This window comes from Methylobacterium sp. Leaf85 (genome assembly GCF_001422125.1).
Taxonomy (GTDB): domain Bacteria; phylum Pseudomonadota; class Alphaproteobacteria; order Rhizobiales; family Beijerinckiaceae; genus Methylobacterium; species Methylobacterium bullatum.
The window spans coordinates 195,434-214,440 of sequence record NZ_LMME01000030.1 but is presented as its reverse complement, the minus strand read 5'-3'; the positions used below and the strand labels follow the sequence as shown (position 1 = coordinate 214,440).

The following is a 19,007-nucleotide window of genomic DNA, read 5'->3' as shown; positions in this document are numbered from 1 at the left end:
AGACTGGAACGAGCGTTCCGTCGGTGATCTCGCTCGACCGTCCCCTCGGGGAGGAACTCGGAGCGCCGCCGAACCATGGAGGACAATCATTGCACGCTACAAGTGGCGCATCCGGTGCATAGGGCAGGCTTCATGACCGAATAAGGAATAGTACCATCGAATATTGCCGCGACCCGACGCCAAAAATCATCGATTAGATTTTATAGCATGGCCGATATTCGGAAGGACTAACTCCTTGTAGGGCCGGGATCGTCCGAAAGGCGATGCCGGAGCCGGAATTTCCGCGGTTTAGACTATTGGCGATCCTGCGAGATAGGCCTCACCAGACAAGCGGTCGGTTGATCCATGATGAGACAGCATCGACGGACGCGCCTGGCGCGCGTGCCCCACCGCATCGCGGCACTCGCCCTGTGGGTCGCCCTCGGCGGGGCGGCCGGCGCCCAGGATTCCGATTATCGACTCGCGCCCGGAGACCGGCTCGGATTGTCGGTCTACGGCCAGGCCGAACTCTCGGGCGAGTTCGTGGTCAATGGCAGCGGCGCGTTGTTCCTGCCCCTGGTCGGCGAAGTCTCCGTCTCGGCGATGACCTTGCCGGAGGCCCAGAAGCAGATCGTCAGCCATCTGGCCGACGGCTTTCTGCAGCAGCCGGTGGTGAGCCTGCGTATCACGGAGATGCGGCCGATCTACCTCCTGGGCGACGTGCGCGTCGCGGGGAGTTACCCGTTCCGCTACGGGGCCTCGGTTCTCAGCGGCATCGCCCTGGCCGGCGGCTTCGCCTTGCCCGAACAGGCGCAGATCTCCCAGCGCACGGAGTTCCTCAGTGCCGACGAACGGGTCCGGGTCCTGGAGGCGACCCTGCGCCTGCTCACGGTCCGGCGCGAGAGGCTTGAAGCGCAGCGGCAAGACCGTGAGGATTTCACCCCGCCGCGCGGCAGTGAACGCGACGAGGGCTTCACCCGTCTCCTCGCGGAGGAACGCGGGATCCTGAAGGCGCAGCGGAGCGCCTTCGCGCAATCCGCCGAGATGCTCCGTGCGCAGAAGCCGCGGATCGAGGCGGAGATCGCCGGCGTCGAGGCGCAGCGCAAGGCGGAGGAGACGCAGCTCCGGCTGATCCAGTCCCATCTCGAGGATTACGAGAAGCTCATCAGCAACGGTCTGGCGCGACGGTACCAGGGGATCGAACTGCAGCGCGAGGAGGCCCGGAACAAGGGGACCATCGCGCGGCTGAACTCCGAACTCGCCCGGCTCGATCTGGCGATCGGCGACCTCGCCCTGCGCGCCCAGGAACTCACCGACACCTATCATCGCCGCATCCTCGCCGAACTGCAGGACGTGACCACGCGCCTGACGGAAGTGGAGATGCAGTTGCCGAGCGCCCGCGAGATCCGGGAGGCGCGCCTCCAGTCCGGCGGCATGCTCGGTGCCGCCGGCCCCGGCACCCCGGTGCGGAAAGTCTTCATCACGCGCGCCGTGGGCGAGCGGACGGAGACCTTCGAGGCGAACGAGCGTGCGCTCCTCCAGCCGGGCGACATCATCGACGTCCGTCGCGAGCCGCCGACGAGTCCGATCCGGACAAGCCTGGCCCTGCCGGAACCGGGCTCCCTCCCGGCGCGCTGATACGGGAACCGGCACCTCTCCCACGGCTGGCGCGACAGACGCCGACGCGGCCCGGGCGTCGCGGGCCCGTCGACGTCCCAACGATCATCCGCCTCGCACTTGCAGGACGCATGTAGGCGCAGGCTCGCCCCCTTCCCCCGCCACGGGCGGACGCGGGAGCCGATCGCCTTGGACACGCCGCTCGGCCTCGGCACCCGGATCGCTCGGGCACATCGCGGAGGTTCAAATGTTGCGAATTAAAATACACATCGAAGCCCAAGCTAGTACTTAATATTGTGCTATTTTACTGGAATTTTAATCAATATTCTGCAGAATGCGGCTCTTCGCCACTGTTTATTCCGAGTTCCTTGAAAGTATAGGCGAGATGCTTGCCGGAGCGTCACTAATGAACTCACGACTCCAGCCGCTCCAGGCGCCGTTGGTCGAGAACCGCCTCCTGCGGGCGCTTCCCATCGAAGTCTTCAGCCAGATGCTGCCGCAGCTCGAAGAGGTGGTGCTGACCGTCGGCGAGCGGATCGTCATGGCCAACGAGCCCATCCCGCACGCGTATTTCATCGAGAGCGGACTGGCCTCTGTGACCATGGCGATCGCCGAACGCGGCACCGTCGAGATCGCTGTCGTCGGGCGCGACGGAATGGTCAGCACCGCCCTCGTGCTCGGCATCGAGCACACGCCCCTCACCGTGGAGGTCCGCGTGGCGGGCCGGGCCCTCCGCATGGGCGCGGGCGCCCTGCGCCAGGCGATGGCCCAGAGCAGTGCCCTGCGCGACATCCTCCTGCGCTACGTCCAGGTCGTCATCCTCTGGACCAGCCAGATGGCCCTGGCCAACCGGCACCATTCGGTGGAGGAGCGCCTGGCGCTCTGCCTCCTCCTGGCCAGCGACAGGCTCGACGAGGGCCGCGTGGTCATGACCCACGAGATGCTGGCGCTGATGCTCGGCATGCATCGCCCGCGCGTCACCGTCGCCCTGCACGAGTTGGAGCGCACGCGGATGATCGTGATGCGGCGCGGGCAGATCACGATCCGTGACCGGCTCAAGCTCGTCGAACTGGCCGGCGACAGTTATGGCCTCGCCGAGGCCGAGTACGAGCGGCTTATCGGCCCCTTCATCTGAGACCGGACGGAGGTGAGGGAAACTCATCACCCTTCGCCCGTGCCATGGCGGGTGTCCGCCGAACGTGCCGAGGACGCATGAGTCGGACCCGATTGAAATCGAACCTTCGCGTAAGCGCGGACCCTGGACGACGCTATTCATAAAGCCGTCGAAACCATGAATTTCGAACAACCTCACAATCCATTGGCCAGCCGGAGAATCCCTGCTTAGGTGAAGCGAGGCCGCGTCCCATCGGTGCGCCCATCGACAAGGTGAGAGAGCGGTGCGCAGGCGCGGAGAGCGGGGGCAACACTCGGCGGTGGCGGCCATGATGGTCTTCGCCCTCGCCATCGCGCTTCCCCTCGTGGTGCTCGCCGTCGTCACCACCGACTGGTACGTGGCCGCCGAGCGAGCCCGTCTGCAGACCATGGGACAGCTCACCGGAGACCATCTCCGCGAGCGCCTCGACCGTGATCTCTCCGAGATGAGCGCGATGGCCAGGACCCTGGCGACCTCGCCCTCCATCGATGCCGAGGACTGGGCGCGGTTCGATGCCCAGGGGCGGGCACTCGTGGACACCACCGAATTCACGGTGTCCCTCGTCCATGTCGATGGCCGCCAGATCGTCAACACGCGCGTGCCCGTCGGCACGGCCATGCCGTCCTCCCCCCGTCCCGAGCTCTCCGCGTCCCTGATCGCGACCCGGCGCCCGGTCATCTCTCCGGTGATCAAGAGCGTGGTCACCGGGGCCGATATCGTCCTGATCTGCGCGCCGGTCCTGCGCGGCGGCGCGCCGGAGATGTTCGTCTCCATCGCCGTGCGCACGGATCACTTCGCCCGCCTGATTGCACAGGCCGAGATCGACGACCCGTTCTCCGCCGTCTTCGTCGATGGCGCGAAGCGCATCGTCGCACAAACCGACGATGCGCCCGACTCGTCCGGCCTCTCCACGAAGGAGCCCTCCTCGTCTCCGCCCAGGCTCCAGCGTCTGGAGGATTGGGAGAAGGCGGAGGCCAGCGTCATGGAATTCCACCATCGCTCCGGCGTCTCCGACTGGACGGTGGTCACCGGCCTCGACCGGAATGCCTTCGAGGCCTCGCTCTATCGTTCGCTCGCGGTCCTGGCCTTCCTCGCCGTGACGCTGCTGGGCAGCGGCGGGATCGTCGCCTGGATCTATGCCCGGCAGGTAGCCAGGGCGGTGCGGAACCTGAAGCGGGCCGCCGGGGCGGTCGGGCGCGGCGACCCCGTCCACCTTCCCGCCAGCGAGATCCGCGAGGTGGAGCAGATCGGCCGGGCGCTCGTGACGGCGTCCCATGTTTCGGCCGAGCACCACGCCGCCATCGCTGAGGTCAATGCCAACCTGGAGGTCCGGGTGGCCGAGCGCGGCCGCGAACTCGCGGCGAGCCAGGCGCATTACAAACTCCTCGCCGAGACCATGACCGACGTGGTGATCCTGCGCCATGCCGACTGGCGCATCGCCTATGTCTCGCCTTCCGGCGCGGCGCTGTTCGGCACGGAAGGGTCGGATTTCGACCCTCGCACGCGCATCCACCCCGACGATCTCGCCGCCTTCTCCGCCGCGGATGCCCGCCTCGCCCCCGACCGGCCGAGCATCGTCTCCCTGTTCCGGATGCGCCATGCGGATGGCCGCTGCATCTGGATCGAGGCGGTCAACGACCTCCTGACCTCCGCCGCGCCTGGGGCGCCCAACGTGATATCGACCCTGCGGGACGTGACGAAGCGGCAGGATCAGGCCGACGAATTGCGCATGGCCCGCGACGCCGCCGAACTGGCCCAGGCCAAGGCCGAGAATGCGAGCCGGGCGAAATCGGAGTTCATGAACCTCATGAGCCACGAGATCCGGACGCCGCTGACGACGATCAAGGGCTTCACCGACCTCCTCGCGCACACGACCGGGCTCTCGCCCGATCAGGTCCGCTATCTCGCCCTGGTGGGGGCGGCCACCGACACGCTTCTCGGCACGGTGGACGACGTCCTCGATTATGCCCGGGCCGGGGAGGGCAATCTGCGCCTCGATAGCATCCCCCTCGACCTGCCCGCCCTGGTGAGCGGGACGGCCGATCTCGTGAGGCCCATGGCCGAGGCGAGGGGGGTCGCCATCGACGTGGCCGTTCCCGGCGACGGCTCCCGCCATGTCCTGGGCGACGAGCGCCGCCTGAGGCAGATCCTCCTCAACCTGCTCAACGACGCCATCGGCACGTTGCGCTGGGGCACCGTCACCCTCGCGCTGCAGGGGCCGCGCGGCGCCGAGTCCGCCGAGCGCTGGCGCGTCTTCGTCACCGCCCATGCCGGCGAAGACCCGGAGCAGTCCGCAGCCCGCACCGTGGCCCTCGACGGCAGCGGCCTCGGCTTCATCATCGCCCAGCGCCTCGTCGGACTCATGGGGGGCGGGCGCATCGACCGGAGCACGCCGCTGGGCGAGACGGCGGCCTACCGGTTCTCCCTCTCCCTGGCGCCGGCGCCGGTGCTGACACGCGCGGCGCCGGCTCCGAGCCCGGGCGCGCCCGGGGCCGGCCGCATCCTCGTGGTGGAGGACAACCCGATCAACCGGGAGGTCGTCCAGGCGATGCTGAAGCGCCTGGGTTACGGCGTCGACATGGTCACCGACGGAGAGGCGGCCATCCTGGCGGTGCAGGCCAGCGCCTACGACCTCGTCCTCATGGACGTGTCGATGCCCGGAATGGACGGGACCACGGCCATCCGGCGCATCCGCTCCCTGCAGCACCCGGCGCGCCGGGTGCCGATCGTGGCCATGAGCGCCAGCATGATGCCGGACCGGGTCCGGGCGCTCACGGAGGCCGGCGCCAACGGCCATCTCGGCAAGCCGTTCGATCTCCCGACCCTGTCGCGGGTGGTCGGCGACCAGATCTCCTCCATCGTCCTGCGGGAGAGCGACGCGGACGCGCCGATGCCGGAACGGCCGCCGATCTTCGACCGGAGCGCCTTCGATGCCCTGATCGCCCGGATGGGCGAGGAGGCGGCCCGCGAGGACGTGCGTGCCTTCGTCAGGCTCGTCGACCGTTTCGGACCCGACACGGACGGGGCGAGCGCGGAAACCCTCGCCGCCCGGGCCGACAGGACGGGATTCCGCGACCTCGCCAAGGCCTGCCGGACCTTCGCCGCGCTGCCCGCCGGTGCCGCGCGGGACGAGGCCCGCGGGCGCTGTCTCATCGCCCGCGACCTGATGAACCGCATGGTCCACGAGATCACGGGGCCGACCATGCCCGAAATCCGACAGACGGTGGCCCTGCTCTGAGTATCTCTCACACACCTCCCGCTGCGTCGTCGTACTTTGAGAGAGAACCGACCGTGACCGTGGGCGGTTCGCCCTTCGGGTCGAGGCAAGCCTCCTTGGAGCGTCCACCTCGGTCGCTGTGACGAAAACGCCGATCGGTCCCTGCAAGGGCGCGACGAAACTCGACGCATCGGGCTGTCCGTTCGATGCTCTCATCACGCCCGAGGGATCGTGGAAGGCGGACGGGGCAGGCGGCCTCGGAACGGGCATGGTGATTTTCAGCGAGGAAATCGACCTCTACGCGCAGCATGTGGCCGCACGAACCCTTCAAGCCACATGAGTAACGGAGTCCACGACCTTATGAGATCGTATGGGCTATTTTCCGCCATAGCGAAAAATTGCTTGCGGCTGTGATTAAGCGCCCCTACATATAATCGCGTGACCGCGACCTGGGATGAGCATAAGCGCAAGGCCAACCTGCTCAAGCACGGGCTGGACTTCGCCGACTTCGCCGACTTCGATGCTTCCTTCGATGCGGAGCGGGCGTTCATTCGCCCGACCCGGCCGAGCCGCACCGGCCGCAAGCGCTACATGCTCATCGGCGAGTGGAGCGACGTCCTCGTCGTGGTCGTCATCGTTTCACCCCTAGGGACAGAAGCGTTCGATATCGTCAGCCTTCGCCCTGCCGACGGGAAAGAGAGGAAGACCTATGACGACTACCAATCCCAAGCCTGAGGGCGTCAGCTTCTCCCAGGAGGACTGGGACGAGGTGTCCGACTCGCCCCCGATGACCGCCGCAGAGCTCGCCGGACTCAAGCCCCTCAAGGAAGCGGCGCCGGAGATCTACAAACTCATGACGAAGCGCGGGCGCGGCCGACCGCCCGTTGAGTCCCCCAAGGTGAACCTGACGCTCCGCGTCGATCCCGCCGTGCTCGACGCCTACAAGGCGACGGGCGCCGGCTGGCAGACGCGGATGCACGAGGCCCTTGCGAGGGGGGCGGGCGAGCTGGCGCGATGACGGGCGAACGGATCTATTCGGTCGCGCTTCGGCGAGAGGAAGACGGCTCGCTCCACGCCTATTGCTCTGCCGTACCGGAAGCGATCGCCCGGGGGGGCGACCCGCGAGGAGGCATTGCATGAAATGGGCGAGGCCCTGTTGGCCGTCCGGAGGGGGCATGGGCGCCGTGGCCTTGCTATGCCGCCGCCAACCGAGGGGACGCCGGAGTAAACCGAGCGGGTCGCCCTACGGGATGTCGTCTCTACCAGACGACGATGAGGTCTGCTCACTGTTGGCTGCTCTGAGAGCCGTCGCGCCCGGAACCGAGGGGCGCGACCACGTGCGGACGCGGCTCCGCTTGGCGTGCCGGTGCCGCACTGCTATCTCCCGACACGCGTCCACACACCGAAAAGCCGTGCGCCGGGCCCGTCCTTACGCCGACGGACCGCGACCGCGCCGGAGACAGACCCCTCGATGACCACCGTCCCCATCGACAACATCCGTAATTTCTCCATCGTCGCGCATATCGACCATGGCAAGTCGACGCTGGCCGACCGGCTGATCCAGACCACCGGCACGGTGGCGCTCCGCGACATGAGCGAGCAGATGCTCGACTCGATGGACATCGAGAAGGAGCGCGGGATCACCATCAAGGCGCAGACCGTGCGCCTCGAATACCGCGCAGAGGACGGCAAGGACTACATCCTCAACCTGATGGACACCCCCGGCCACGTGGACTTCGCCTACGAGGTGTCGCGCTCGCTCGCGGCCTGCGAGGGATCGCTCCTCGTGGTCGACGCCTCCCAGGGCGTGGAGGCTCAGACGCTCGCCAACGTCTACCAGGCGCTCGACGCCAACCACGAGATCGTCCCCGTCCTCAACAAGATCGACCTGCCGGCCGCCGAGCCCGAGCGCATCCGCGCCCAGATCGAGGAGGTGATCGGCATCGACGCCTCCGAGGCCGTGGCGATTTCGGCGAAAAGCGGCCTCAACATCGAGGCGGTGCTGGAGGCCATCGTCAAGCGCCTGCCGCCGCCCAAGGGCGACCGCGACGCGCCCCTCAAGGCCCTGCTGGTGGACAGCTGGTACGACGTCTATCTCGGCGTCGTCGTGCTGGTGCGCATCGTCGACGGCGTGCTCAAGAAGGGTATGAACATCCGCATGATGCGGGCCGACGCCGTGCACGGGGTCGACAAGATCGGCGTGTTCCGGCCGAAGATGGCCGATATCGGCGAACTCGGCCCCGGCGAGGTCGGCTTCTTCACCGGCTCGATCAAGGAGGTCGCCGATACCCGCGTGGGCGACACGCTCACGGAGGACAAGCGCCCCTGCAAGGAGATGCTGCCGGGCTTCAAGGACGTGCAGTCCGTGGTGTTCTGCGGGCTCTTCCCGGTGGATGCCGCCGAGTTCGAGACCCTGCGCAGCGCCATGAGCAAGCTCCGGCTCAACGATGCGAGCTTCTCCTACGAGATGGAGACCTCGGCGGCGCTGGGCTTCGGTTTCCGTTGCGGCTTCCTCGGCCTGCTCCACCTCGAGATCATCCAGGAGCGCCTGGAGCGCGAGTTCAACCTCGACCTGATCTCTACGGCCCCTTCCGTGGTCTACCGTCTGCAGATGACGGACGGGACGATCAAGGAGCTGCACAACCCGGCCGATATGCCGGACGTGATGAAGATCACCGCCATCGAGGAGCCGTGGATCCGCGCCACCATCCTCACGCCCGACGAGTATCTCGGCGGCGTCCTGAAGCTCTGCCAGGACCGGCGCGGGACGCAGGTCGACCTCAACTACGTCGGCAAGCGCGCCATGGTGGTCTACGACCTGCCGCTCAACGAGGTGGTGTTCGACTTCTACGACCGCCTGAAATCGATCTCGAAGGGCTACGCCTCGTTCGACTATCACATCTCGGACTACCGGGAGGGCGACCTCGTGAAGATGTCGATCCTCGTCAATGCCGAGCCGGTGGATGCCCTCTCCATGCTGGTCCACCGCAGCCGCGCCGAGCATCGCGGCCGGGCCATGTGCGAGAAGCTGAAGGACCTGATCCCCCGCCACCTGTTTCAGATCCCGGTCCAGGCGGCGTTGGGGGGCAAGATCATCGCCCGCGAGACCATCAAGGCCCTCTCCAAGGACGTCACCGCCAAGTGCTACGGCGGCGACATCTCGCGCAAGCGCAAGCTGCTGGACAAGCAGAAGGAGGGCAAGAAGAAGATGCGCCAATTCGGCCGCGTGGAAATCCCTCAGGAGGCGTTCATCGCCGCGCTGAAGATGGACGATTGAGCCGGAGCCGGAGCGGGAGCCTCCGCCTCCACCTCCGGTTGTGCTGCGGCATGTTTAACCCTGCATTAAGGCTTGTGGCTTAGACTCCGTGACATGCCCTGTCCCGGCCGGAGAGGCCGGCAACATGGTCTGAACCAGGCACCTCCGGGTGACCTGGGAGGAGATGCCGATGGTCCTGCCGCGCCGATTCGCTCGCAGGTTCCGCTCGGCGCGCACGTGGATCCTCTTCGGGATTCTGGCGCCTGTCGGTATGCTCGTGGTGTCGGCCCTCATGCTGCTCGACCTGCGCAAGGACGCCTGGGACAAGGCGGAGCAGACCTCGCAGAACCTGCTCCAGATCATCGAACGCGACATCGCCCGCAACATCGAGATCATCGATCTGTCGCTGCAGGGCGTCACCGAGAACCTGAAACTCCCCGCGCTCGCCGATCTGTCGCCGGAGCTGCGCCAGCTGATCCTGTTCGATCGGGCGATCTCGGCACAGGACATGGGCGTGATCCTCGTCCTCGACGAGCGGGGCGACAGCATTCTCGACGGCCATGCCATCCCGGCGCGCCACACCAACAATGTCGACCGCGACTACTTCAAGGCCCACAAGGCCCAGAGCGGCGGTGGCTTGCTGATCAGCCAGCCGCTGATGTCGCGTCTGACGGGCGCGCGCGTCATGGTGCTGAGCCGACGCGTCGACAAGCCGGACGGGTCGTTCGGCGGGGTGGTCCTGGGCACCCTGAAGCTGTCGTACTTCACGCGGTTGTTCGACCGCCTGGGCCTCGGGCGCGACGGCGCGATCAACTTGTACCTGCACGATGGGACGCGCGTCATGCGCTACCCGAACCGGGACTCCGATTTCGGGACGAGCCTCGCCGGAACGGCCAATTTCGAGCGGTTCGTCCGCGAGGGCAGCGGTAGCTTCGTCGGGACCTCCAGCCTTGACGGGGTGGACCGGCACTATGCCTTCACGCAGGTCGGGACCTTGCCCTTGATCCTCAACGTCGCCCTGGCGGTGAACGAGATCGAGGCCGAATGGCGCGCGAAGGCCATCGTCATCACCGCCATCGTGGTGGCGCTCTGCGGCCTGACCGTCTGCCTCTCGCTGCTGTTCGGACGAGAGTTGGAGCGGCGCGGCGCGATGCAAGTCGAACTCGCCCGGCAGTCGCTCACCGATGCGTTGACCGGCCTGCCGAACCGCCGCCGGTTCGAGGAGGCCCTGACCGCCCTGCGGGGCGATGCCGGCCATGCGGCCCGCCCCTTCGCGCTGCTGGTCATCGATGCCGATCACTTCAAGCGTTTCAACGACCGCCATGGGCATGCGGTGGGCGACGAGGTGCTGCGCGGCCTCGCCCGCTGCCTGTTGGAAAGCATTCACCGTCCCGTCGATCTCGTCTGCCGGGTGGGCGGCGAGGAATTCGCGATCCTGCTGCAGGATGGCGACGAGGACGAAGCCCTGCGCATCGCCGAACGGGTCCATGCCAGGGTGGCGCTCCTCGCGGTGGAGGCGGCCGGGATCGAACCCGGATCGGTGACCGTGAGCATCGGCGTCGCGACCATGGGCGCGCCCGCGACCGATCCCCTGGCGCCATCGGACCTGTTCAGTCTCGCGGACGCCGCCCTCTACGAGGCCAAGGCCAACGGCCGCAATCAGACCCGGTTCGTCGAGCGCCGTCGCGGCGTGGTGGACCGGCGCCAGGCGAGCTTTCGTCTCGCGGGCGCCTGAGCGCGCGCATCACCGCCCCTCGCCGATGCCGGAGCCGTTGCGACCGCGATCCCGGGACGGACGGGCCTTCAACGGGCCGAGACGGCCAGTTGCCGCGCCGCTTCGCCGAGGTCGCGACCCTGGTCGCGCAGGTGGCCGGAGGTCGCCCCGAGGGCCTGTGACGAGGCCAGCGCTCCCTCGGTCGTGGCGCGCAGGGCGTCGAGGTGGCGGGTCGCCTCGAAGATCGTGTCGCGCACCCGCGACACGCCTTCGGCGATGCCGCCCGCAGCCTCTTGGTGGGAGGCGCTGACGCGAGAAATGTCGGCCGCGCTGACGCGGACGGATGTCACCTCGTCACGCACCGAGGCGAGGGACGCGGTCGATTGGGCGGCGACCTCCCTGAGGCGAGCGATCTGCTGCGAGATCTCGGCTGTGGCGGTGCTGACCCGGTTCGAGAGGTCCTTCACCTCCGCGGCCACCACCGAGAAGCCACGTCCGGCGGTGCCCGCGCGGGCCGCCTCGATCGTGGCGTTGAGGGCCAGGAGGTTGGTCTGGGCGGCGATGATGCCGATGAGGTCGCTAATCTGCCCGATGCCGGCGATGCGCTCCTGGAGTTCGGAGAAGACGTCCACCGCCTGGCCCAGGATGCCGCTCGTCCGGTCGGCGATGATCTCGACCTGTCCGGCATGGGCGCTCGCCTCGCGCGAGAGCGCGACGAGGCCCTGCGCGGCATCCGACACGCCGTCGATGTCGCGGGAGGCGGCGAGGTTGGCCCGGTCCGCCTGGGCGCGGCTTTCGTCCACGGTCTCGGCCACGGTGAGGACCGTGCGGGCGCCCGCCTCCACCTGCATGGTCGTGTCCGCGAGCCCGGAGGCGATCCCGTCGAGGGCTGCCATGAGCGAGCGGACGCGCTCGCGCTGGGCATGGTCGGTGACCGTGATGGCGAGGCGGTCGGCCACGTAAGCCATCAGTTCGAGCAGGGCTTCGCTCAACTCCGCCTTCTCGCGGGAGAAGAATTCCAGCACGATTTCCACCCGGTCACCGATGCGGACCGGGAACATGAAGCAGCCGCGTACGCCGTTTTCCCGCGCCGCCGTCGCGCGGACGAAGCCGGGCACAACCGTCACGTCCTCGCAGGAGATCGCGCGTCCCTCCGCGCAGACGCGCCCCACCAGCCCTTGGCCGGGGGCGAAGACCGCTCGCTCCGAATTGGCGACGAAAGCGTCCGTCCGCCCCGGCACGTCGGAGGGGGCGAGGTACCACGCCCTCATCGACACCATTGCATCCACGTCCACGCCGTCCTGGTCCATGCGTCGGTAGGCATGGGCGATCGGCCATTCGGTGAAGCGGCCGACGATGGCGAGGCAATCGACGATAGCGGTCTCTGGCGTCGGCGCGTTGGTGCAGGCGCGCGAAATCGCGTTCAGGAAGGCGAGCACCGCGCCCAAGTTGTGCGACAGCATCCCGGACGCAGGTGGGTTCTCTTCCCGCCGCCCACCAGTCCTGCCGAGCCATCCGTCGACGATCGACCTGACCATGAAACCCTCACGCGAGCCTTGCGAGCCTGTCGGTCCGGACTACCGGAAGCCGTGCCCCGTCGGCAGCCTCTTTGCGGCTGGAACTTAGCTTCGCATTCCTTGATCAAGCCTTCGGTTCATCACACGCGACTGGGTCATTTGGTATCAATCCTGCGCAAATTCTCATCAAAGATCAGGTACGACCCTCCCCGGTGCCGGGAGTTCATGGCGGTTCCGGTCCGTGCGGAGTTCGGAACGTACCCGTGCCGGGTTTCCCCCAGGCCCACCTCGCCATCCTCAGGTCGCCTCTCCGCGCTTCGGCCTTCGCCCCTCGGCAGGGGCGGCCTCCCCACAGGCATCGTGCGCTCGACCCTTGATGAACAACCTGAGGTATACTAACCCGCTCCTCTCTCCTGAGGAGGCGTGGATGTCGATCGACGGTGATTCCTTGAGCGCGATCGTCGCGGAACTCTCGATCCGTCCGGGACATGAGAAGGTCAGGGCTCTGCTCTACCGCCTGCTGACCGAGGCGCTGGGCGCCAAGAGCGAGCAGATTTTCTTCGAGAGAAAGATACCTGAGGTTAGAGGTCGTCTCGACGCCCTGCTCGGCAGGACGATCATCGAGATCAAGTCCGACCTGCGCCGGGAGGCCAGGGACGCCGAGGCTCAGCTCACCCGCTACCTGCCCGAACGCGAGGGCGCCACCGGCCAGCGTTACGTGGGGCTCGCCACCGACGGCGCCACCTTCACCGCCTACGAGATGCGGGACGGCGTCCTGGTGCAGCTCACCGAGCACGAGGTGAGGCTGGCGGATGCCCGTGGCCTTACCGCCTGGCTCGAAGGCGTCATCGCGGTCCTCGACTGGCTGCCGGCGGACGCGGCCGGGATCACCAACGAACTCGGCCGCCAGAGCGCCGCCTTCGCGCGGACCCTCGGCCTCCTCGCCAAGGCCTGGGAGGCGCTGGCGGCGGACCCGGAGGCGGTGCTGAAGCGACAGCTCTGGTCGCGCCATCTCGGCTTCGTCTACGGCAAGGCCATCGACGACGACACGCTCTGGCTCCAGCACACCTATCTGGTCATCCTCGCCAAGGCGATCGCCGCCGGAACCATGGGCGCCACCGGGCGCTCGCCCGAGGATCTGCTGTCGGGGCGCGCCTTCCACGAGGCGGGGGTCCACGGCGCGGTGGAGACCGATTTCTTCGGCTGGGTGATCCAGGCGCCGGGCGGGGAGGCGATCGTCGCCAGCCTGGCCGCGCATGCCGCCCGGTTCGACCTCGGAAGTGTGGATGTCGACCTTCTGAAGGTGCTCTACGAATCCCTCATCGATCCGGCGCAACGGCACGATCTCGGTGAATATTACACGCCCGACTGGCTCGCCCGGAAGGTGGTGCGGCGCGCCCTCGACCGGCCGGCCGAGCAGACCTGCCTCGATCCCGCCTGCGGCTCGGGCAGCTTCCTGTTCCACGCCGTGCGCCTCAAGCGTGAGGCCCTGATCGCGGCGGGCGTGCCGCTCACCGAGATCGCGTCGCGCTGCTGCGCTTCCGTCACGGGGCTGGACGTCCATCCGGTGGCCGTGATCTTCGCCCGCGTCACATACTTGTTGGCGCTCGGCGACGCCCTGCCGGGGCGAGGCGGCGACATCTCCCTGCCGGTCTATCTCGGCGATGCGCTGCAATGGAACGTGAAGCGCGACGCGTTCGAGAGCGACCTCGTGGTCGAGGTGCCGCGCGACCCCCGCGAGGGCCGCAAAGGCGCGCCGACCCTGCGCTTCCCCCTCGGCCTCTGTGCCGATCCGCCCCTGTTCGACCGCGTCGTCACCGCCATGCACGATGCCAGCGAGGCCGGCCGCACGGCGGACGCTTTCGCGCGCGGGCTCGCGGGACTCGGCGTCGCGGCGGCGCAGCACGCGACGCTCGTCACCACCTTCACGATCTACGACCGCCTGCGCCGGGCCGGGCGCGACCATGTCTGGGGCTTCTTCGCCCGCAACCTCAGCCGCCCGGTGGCGCTCTCGGACGGCGCCAGGGTCGACGTCGTCATCGGCAACCCGCCCTGGCTGTCCTACCGTTACATGGCGCCCGCCCTGCAGGCCCTGTTCCGGGATACCGCGCGCCGGCTCGGCATCTGGGTCGGCCCCGACGAGGCGCGGCTGGTGACGCAGACCGATCTGTCGGGCCTGTTCTTCGCACGCGCCGCAGAGCTCTATGTCCGGCCGCCGGAGGGCGACCGGCCGGGCGGCCGGGTCGCCATGGTGCTGCCGCTCGCCGCCCTGAGCCGGGGCCAGTTCCGAGCCTTCCGCACCGGGGACTGGACCGAGGTCCGTGTCGCGTTCTCTGACGCCTGGGTTCTCGACAATCAGGCCGTCTCGCCCCTGTTCAGGGTGCCCACCTGCGTCCTGTTCGCCGATGTCACGGCGGGGGAGGCCCGGCCGACGCCGACGCGGGTCACGGCTTTCGCCGGGCGGCTCCCCTTCAAGGACGTGCCCGAGGAGGTGGCGGATCGCTGCCTGCAGCTGGATCGGGCCGATGCACCGGTGCCTGCGAACTTCGAGGCCGGGTCGCCCTATCGCCCGCTCTTCCATCAAGGGGCGACCCTCGTTCCGCGCATGCTGTGTCTGGTGGATCGCGTTCAGTCAGGCCGTCTCGGCGGCAACGCCGCAGCACCTCTCTTGAGAAGCAGGAGGTCCCCACAGGAGAAAGTCCCCTGGCGAGACCTGCCCGCTCAGCAGGGGGCTGTCGAAAGCGATTACGTCCGGCCGGTCTATCTCGGCGAATCCATCGCGTCGTTTCGCGTTTTGAATCCGTTCGAGGGCATCGTGCCCATGACACCCGATGGAAATGTTCTCGACGCGAAACAGGCGAGCGATCATGGTGCGACCCGCCTCGGAGCCTGGATGCGACAGGCCGAGGCAAGCTGGGCGCAACACAGCGCCGGACGCATCACCCTAAAGCAGCGTTGGAATTTTCAACGCGGATTGTCCGCGCAGTTTCCGGTGCAGCCCATTCGTGTGGTCTTCACCAAGACAGGCTCCCGACTGGCTTCATGCCTCCTCGGTCCCGAAGGAATCATCGACCACAGCCTTTATTGGGCAGCGGTCGAGTCGATGGCGGAAGCACGCTATCTGGAGGCTCTCTTCAACAGCGAAGCCGTGCGTCGCCGCATCGCTCACATGCAGGCACGAGGCGAGCAGGGGCCGCGACATTTCGACAAGCTGATGTTCACGCTGCCGATCCCCCGTTTCGACCCGCGCGAGGCGGTCCATGCCGGGCTGGCGGCGGAAGGCGCGGTGGCGGAGGAGGTGGCGGCCGCCGTCGCGCTGCCCATGGAGGTCTCGTTCCAAAAGGCGAGGGCCCTGGTGCGGGACGCCTTGCGGGAGGAGGGCGTGTCGGCCCGCATCGATGCCCTGGTGGAGACGCTCCTCGGGCCCGATCCGCGCCTCGCCTTGCCGGACGACGAAGCCGTTCCTGCCCGCGACGAGGAAGAGACCGTCGACGCCTGATACCAAGGCTCGGCGAAGCTCGGTTCGAAGTCGCTACTCGGCCTTGTCGCCGGTTTCCGGGGCGGTCCTATCGGCGGCCGGTTCGGCGGTCGCCACGGCCGTGCGTTCCAGCATCGGCTGGAGGCGGATGGCGAGTTCGCCGCCGAGATGACGGGTATAGGCGGCCTTGAAGTAGCGCTGGCCGGTGCCGTTGCCGAAGAGTTGGTCATGGGTGCGGATCATCGCATCCACCTCGGGGCGGCAGAGGAAGCCGATGATCCCCGCCGCCTCGTACCAGCGGCCCGCCCGGGCATGGCGCATGGCGGCCGGGTTGGCCATCACCGTCTCGGCGAAGCACTCCGTGGCGGCGCGCTCCAGTGGCGCCATGGCCGCATGGGCGTGTCCGGGTGTGCGGGGCGCCGCGCTTGCGGCACCCGCCGTCGCGACAAGGGTCAAGAGAGCGCCAAGCAGCCGAGCTTTCATCGCGCACATACCTCGAGGTCGATCGAAATCGATTCGCCCCAAGTATTCATCGAAGACTTGGACAGGAACAGGGCACGACGCGCCCCGAAACCTGCGATGCGCGATTTCGTGAGCCGACTGTGCCCGGCCGATCACAGAAGCCGGATCAGCCCCGCTTCTCGGCGTTCCAGCGGCCGGAACAGCGGATCATGCCGTTGCTCGACCAGGTGCCGCTGCCGTAGCCGCCGCGATCGAGTTGGCCGACCACGGTGGCACCATCGGAACCGCGCATGATCGTCGCGCGCACGGAGCCGTTGCCGGAGACGCGCCCCCGGATGTCGAAATCCCCGCCGGGATAGCTCGCCTCGCCCTTGGCGATCCGGACGCCGTAGCGATAGGCGCGGTCGCAGGGGCCGTCCTGGGTGATGACCTCGATGCTCCAGGCGCCGTCGTAGCGGTTGGGCACCGAGACCTTCCGCGTGGCCGCTTCGGTGGTTCCGAGGGACGTCGTCAGGAGGGCGAGAGAGCCGGCGGCAAGGAGGAAGCGTCGCATCGTAGCCTGTTCTGCAAGGGCGTGATCGGGGCTGGGAACGCCCCGGATCGCCTATCGGTTGCGGTTCACGCTCCTGTGGATTCGCCCAAGGCGGCCTGAAGCAGCGTGAGGAGATCACCTCCCGCGTGCAGATAGGCATCGACCCCCGCGGCTTTGAGCCCCTCCGCGAGATCGCCGGGCTTGCCCGCGAGATAGACCGTCCTGGCCCCGGCCGCCTTCAGGGCTTCGGCCGCCGCGACGGCATGGGTCGCGTAGAGGGCGTCCGATGAGCAGAGGCAGGCGATGCGCGCGCCGGATGCGGCGAAAGCCCTGGCCAGTGCGTCGCTCTCCGAAAAACCCTCTTCGTTCACCGCCTCGATGCCGCCGGCCGCGAAGGCGTTGGCGGCGAAGGTCGAGCGGGCGTTGAAGACGGCGACCGTCCCGAGATTGGCCAGGAACACCAGGGGGCGCCGCCCGGTCTTGGCGAGATGGGCGTCGGACGCGTCGCGCAGGGCCTCGTAGGGCTCGGCGAGGCGGAAGGAGGGCAGGGCCTCGCAGGTGGTCGTCCCGGCCCCACCGAGGGCGAAGGCGGGCGCCACGACATCGGAGGGCGGCAGGTCGAGGACCGTCACCGGCTTCTCGGCGAGAAAGGGGAACTCGCTCGCCCCGGTGAGGGGCTCGCGGCGCGTGGCGACGTTCTTCGCGCGGGTGGCGCGGGTTTCGCCGATCCGGGCCTGGATCGCGCCGGCCTGCAGGCTGGCGACGATTCCGCCTTCCCGCTCGATGGCCTGGAAGGCGGCCCAGGCCGTGGTGGTGAGTTCCTCGGTGAGCGCCTCGAACCCGCCGGCCCCTGCCGCCGGGTCGGCGACGCGGGCGAGGTTGGATTCCTCGATCAGGACGATCTGGCTGTTGCGGGCGACGCGCCGGGCGAAGGCGTCGGCGAGGCCCAGCGAGGCGGTGTAGGGGATGACGGTGACGGAATCGGCGCCGCCGAGACCCGCCGAACAGGCGGCCATGCCGGTGCGCAGGATGTTCACGAACGGGTCGTTCCGGTTCATCATCCGCCACGCGGTCTCGGCATGCAGGCGCAGGGGCTTCGGGTCGAGCCCGCAGGCGGCTTCCACCCGCGCCCAGAGGCGGCGCATGGCGCGGAACTTGGCGATGGTCAGGAACTCGTCGGCATCGGCCACGAGGAGGATGGCGACGGCGTCGCGGGCGCGGGCGAGGTCGTGCCCGCCGGCCTCCAGCATGCGCAGATAGGCGACGGCCGTGGCGAGGGTGGCGGCGAGTTCGGCCGCCTCGCTGGCGCCGGCCTCGTGATAGGGGCGCCCGTCGGCGAGCATCGCGCGGCCCGTGAAGCCGGCCCCGTCGAACTCCGACAGGAGCGCCGAGACCGCCGCGCCGATCTCAGGGATCGTCGCGTCGAGGCGGCCGGTGGCGGCGAGCGTCCCGATCGGGTCGAGGCCGAGATCGAGGTCGAGACTGCCGAGATCCTCGTTCCGGTGCGCCGCCAAAGCCTTGACCAGACGGGCCGCCTCCAGCCCGCGCCCGCCGGCATCGAGCCGCGTCGCGATGAGAGAGAGCATCACGCCCGACAGGGCGGTGTCGAGGGCCGGGACGTCATCGACGGCGAGGCCGAAGCCGCGCGCCGAGACCGCGCCCGCGAAGACAAGGTTCAGCGCATCGGCGCCGCCTTCGAGATCGGCCATGGCGAGATCGTGGGCGGCCTGCGCGTCCGGGTGGTCCACCCGCTGGGCGATGCGCCAGGGGCCGGGCGCGCGCATGGGCTGCGCCACCGGGGCGGCGGGCTCGTAGAGCGGTTCGATCCGGATGCCGTCCGCCGTCTTCGAGACCAGGCGCTTCTCGAAATCGCCGCCCTTGAGCACGCCCTCGACCAGGCCGAGCCACCGCTCGCGGGTGGGCATGGGGAACAGGTCGGCGAGGGGGCGATTGTCCATCGTCAGGGCCTTGGCGCACGCTTCCGCCGGCCGCGCGTGGCCGGACGCTGTCGGCGACAGCCCTCGCACGGCGAGGCTTGCCGGGCAACACGCCGGACTCATCAAAGAAATCAGCGCGGACTCA

General features: G+C 68.4%; 12 protein-coding genes. 8 read left to right on the top strand and 4 right to left on the bottom strand.

Features of this window, described 5'->3' with window-relative positions:
- Positions 1-345 precede the first annotated feature (345 nt).
- The 7 genes from ASF08_RS15740 to ASF08_RS15705 all read left to right on the top strand — a co-directional run bounded on the left by ASF08_RS15740 (position 346) and on the right by ASF08_RS15705 (position 10,957).
- Entirely contained in the window at positions 346-1,617 is a 1,272-nt protein-coding gene (locus tag ASF08_RS15740; RefSeq protein WP_056146964.1) for a polysaccharide biosynthesis/export family protein, read from the top strand.
- 385 nt (positions 1,618-2,002) lie between these two features.
- On the top strand, positions 2,003-2,731 hold the full coding sequence (locus ASF08_RS15735; protein ID WP_018046139.1) for a Crp/Fnr family transcriptional regulator: 729 nt from the start codon (positions 2,003-2,005) through the stop codon (positions 2,729-2,731).
- Between the two features lie 307 nt (positions 2,732-3,038).
- Positions 3,039-5,987 carry a response regulator gene (locus tag ASF08_RS15730; protein ID WP_056146962.1) on the top strand — a complete coding sequence of 983 codons (2,949 nt, stop codon included), beginning with the start codon at positions 3,039-3,041 and terminating at the stop codon, positions 5,985-5,987.
- Between the two features lie 417 nt (positions 5,988-6,404).
- Positions 6,405-6,701 carry a BrnT family toxin gene (locus ASF08_RS15720; protein WP_056146958.1) on the top strand — a complete coding sequence of 99 codons (297 nt, stop codon included), beginning with the start codon at positions 6,405-6,407 and terminating at the stop codon, positions 6,699-6,701.
- On the top strand, positions 6,676-6,984 hold the full coding sequence (locus ASF08_RS15715; protein WP_056146956.1) for a BrnA antitoxin family protein: 309 nt from the start codon (positions 6,676-6,678) through the stop codon (positions 6,982-6,984). The genes ASF08_RS15720 and ASF08_RS15715 overlap by 26 nt, the downstream gene beginning before the upstream one ends.
- A 453-nt stretch (positions 6,985-7,437) precedes the next feature.
- Positions 7,438-9,243 (top strand): translation elongation factor 4, encoded by a 1,806-nt coding sequence (gene lepA / locus ASF08_RS15710; protein ID WP_018046145.1) that lies wholly within the window; start codon positions 7,438-7,440, stop codon positions 9,241-9,243.
- Between the two features lie 169 nt (positions 9,244-9,412).
- A complete protein-coding gene (locus tag ASF08_RS15705) occupies positions 9,413-10,957 on the top strand; it encodes a sensor domain-containing diguanylate cyclase (RefSeq protein WP_056147182.1) in 1,545 nt (514 codons plus the stop codon).
- Between the two features lie 68 nt (positions 10,958-11,025).
- On the opposite strand, the gene ASF08_RS15700 is transcribed toward ASF08_RS15705, so the two are convergent.
- Positions 11,026-12,399: a methyl-accepting chemotaxis protein gene (locus ASF08_RS15700; protein WP_056146955.1), complete on the bottom strand. Its 1,374-nt coding sequence runs from the start codon at positions 12,397-12,399 to the stop codon at positions 11,026-11,028.
- Positions 12,400-12,880: 481 nt separating this feature from the next.
- On the opposite strand from ASF08_RS15700, the gene ASF08_RS15695 reads away from it, so the two are divergent.
- Positions 12,881-15,952, top strand: coding sequence for an N-6 DNA methylase (locus ASF08_RS15695; RefSeq protein ID WP_056146952.1), 3,072 nt, complete (start codon positions 12,881-12,883; stop codon positions 15,950-15,952).
- 33 nt (positions 15,953-15,985) lie between these two features.
- Here the strand turns inward: ASF08_RS15695 and ASF08_RS15690 are convergent, their stop codons facing one another.
- The 3 genes from ASF08_RS15690 to ASF08_RS15680 all read right to left on the bottom strand — a co-directional run bounded on the left by ASF08_RS15690 (position 15,986) and on the right by ASF08_RS15680 (position 18,883).
- On the bottom strand, positions 15,986-16,414 hold the full coding sequence (locus tag ASF08_RS15690; protein WP_056147181.1) for a hypothetical protein: 429 nt from the start codon (positions 16,412-16,414) through the stop codon (positions 15,986-15,988).
- Between the two features lie 145 nt (positions 16,415-16,559).
- Positions 16,560-16,946: a hypothetical protein gene (locus ASF08_RS15685; RefSeq protein ID WP_056146951.1), complete on the bottom strand. Its 387-nt coding sequence runs from the start codon at positions 16,944-16,946 to the stop codon at positions 16,560-16,562.
- Between the two features lie 65 nt (positions 16,947-17,011).
- Complete coding sequence (locus ASF08_RS15680; protein WP_056146948.1) at positions 17,012-18,883, bottom strand: methylmalonyl-CoA mutase subunit beta; 1,872 nt, start codon at positions 18,881-18,883, stop codon at positions 17,012-17,014.
- Positions 18,884-19,007: the final 124 nt, after the last annotated feature.

What these genes read in the sequence shown, in the direction of transcription:
- ASF08_RS15740 (WP_056146964.1), top strand. Translation starts at nt 346, where the DNA reads ATGATGAGACAGCATCGACGGACGCGCCTGGCGCGCGTGCCCCACCGC.
- ASF08_RS15735 (WP_018046139.1), top strand. Translation starts at nt 2,003, where the DNA reads ATGAACTCACGACTCCAGCCGCTCCAGGCGCCGTTGGTCGAGAACCGC.
- ASF08_RS15730 (WP_056146962.1), top strand. Translation starts at nt 3,039, where the DNA reads ATGATGGTCTTCGCCCTCGCCATCGCGCTTCCCCTCGTGGTGCTCGCC.
- ASF08_RS15715 (WP_056146956.1), top strand. Translation starts at nt 6,676, where the DNA reads ATGACGACTACCAATCCCAAGCCTGAGGGCGTCAGCTTCTCCCAGGAG.
- lepA (WP_018046145.1), top strand. Translation starts at nt 7,438, where the DNA reads ATGACCACCGTCCCCATCGACAACATCCGTAATTTCTCCATCGTCGCG.
- ASF08_RS15705 (WP_056147182.1), top strand. Translation starts at nt 9,413, where the DNA reads ATGGTCCTGCCGCGCCGATTCGCTCGCAGGTTCCGCTCGGCGCGCACG.
- ASF08_RS15700 (WP_056146955.1), bottom strand. Translation starts at nt 12,399, where the DNA reads ATGCTGTCGCACAACTTGGGCGCGGTGCTCGCCTTCCTGAACGCGATT.
- ASF08_RS15695 (WP_056146952.1), top strand. Translation starts at nt 12,881, where the DNA reads ATGTCGATCGACGGTGATTCCTTGAGCGCGATCGTCGCGGAACTCTCG.
- ASF08_RS15690 (WP_056147181.1), bottom strand. Translation starts at nt 16,414, where the DNA reads ATGAAAGCTCGGCTGCTTGGCGCTCTCTTGACCCTTGTCGCGACGGCG.
- ASF08_RS15685 (WP_056146951.1), bottom strand. Translation starts at nt 16,946, where the DNA reads ATGCGACGCTTCCTCCTTGCCGCCGGCTCTCTCGCCCTCCTGACGACG.
- ASF08_RS15680 (WP_056146948.1), bottom strand. Translation starts at nt 18,883, where the DNA reads ATGGACAATCGCCCCCTCGCCGACCTGTTCCCCATGCCCACCCGCGAG.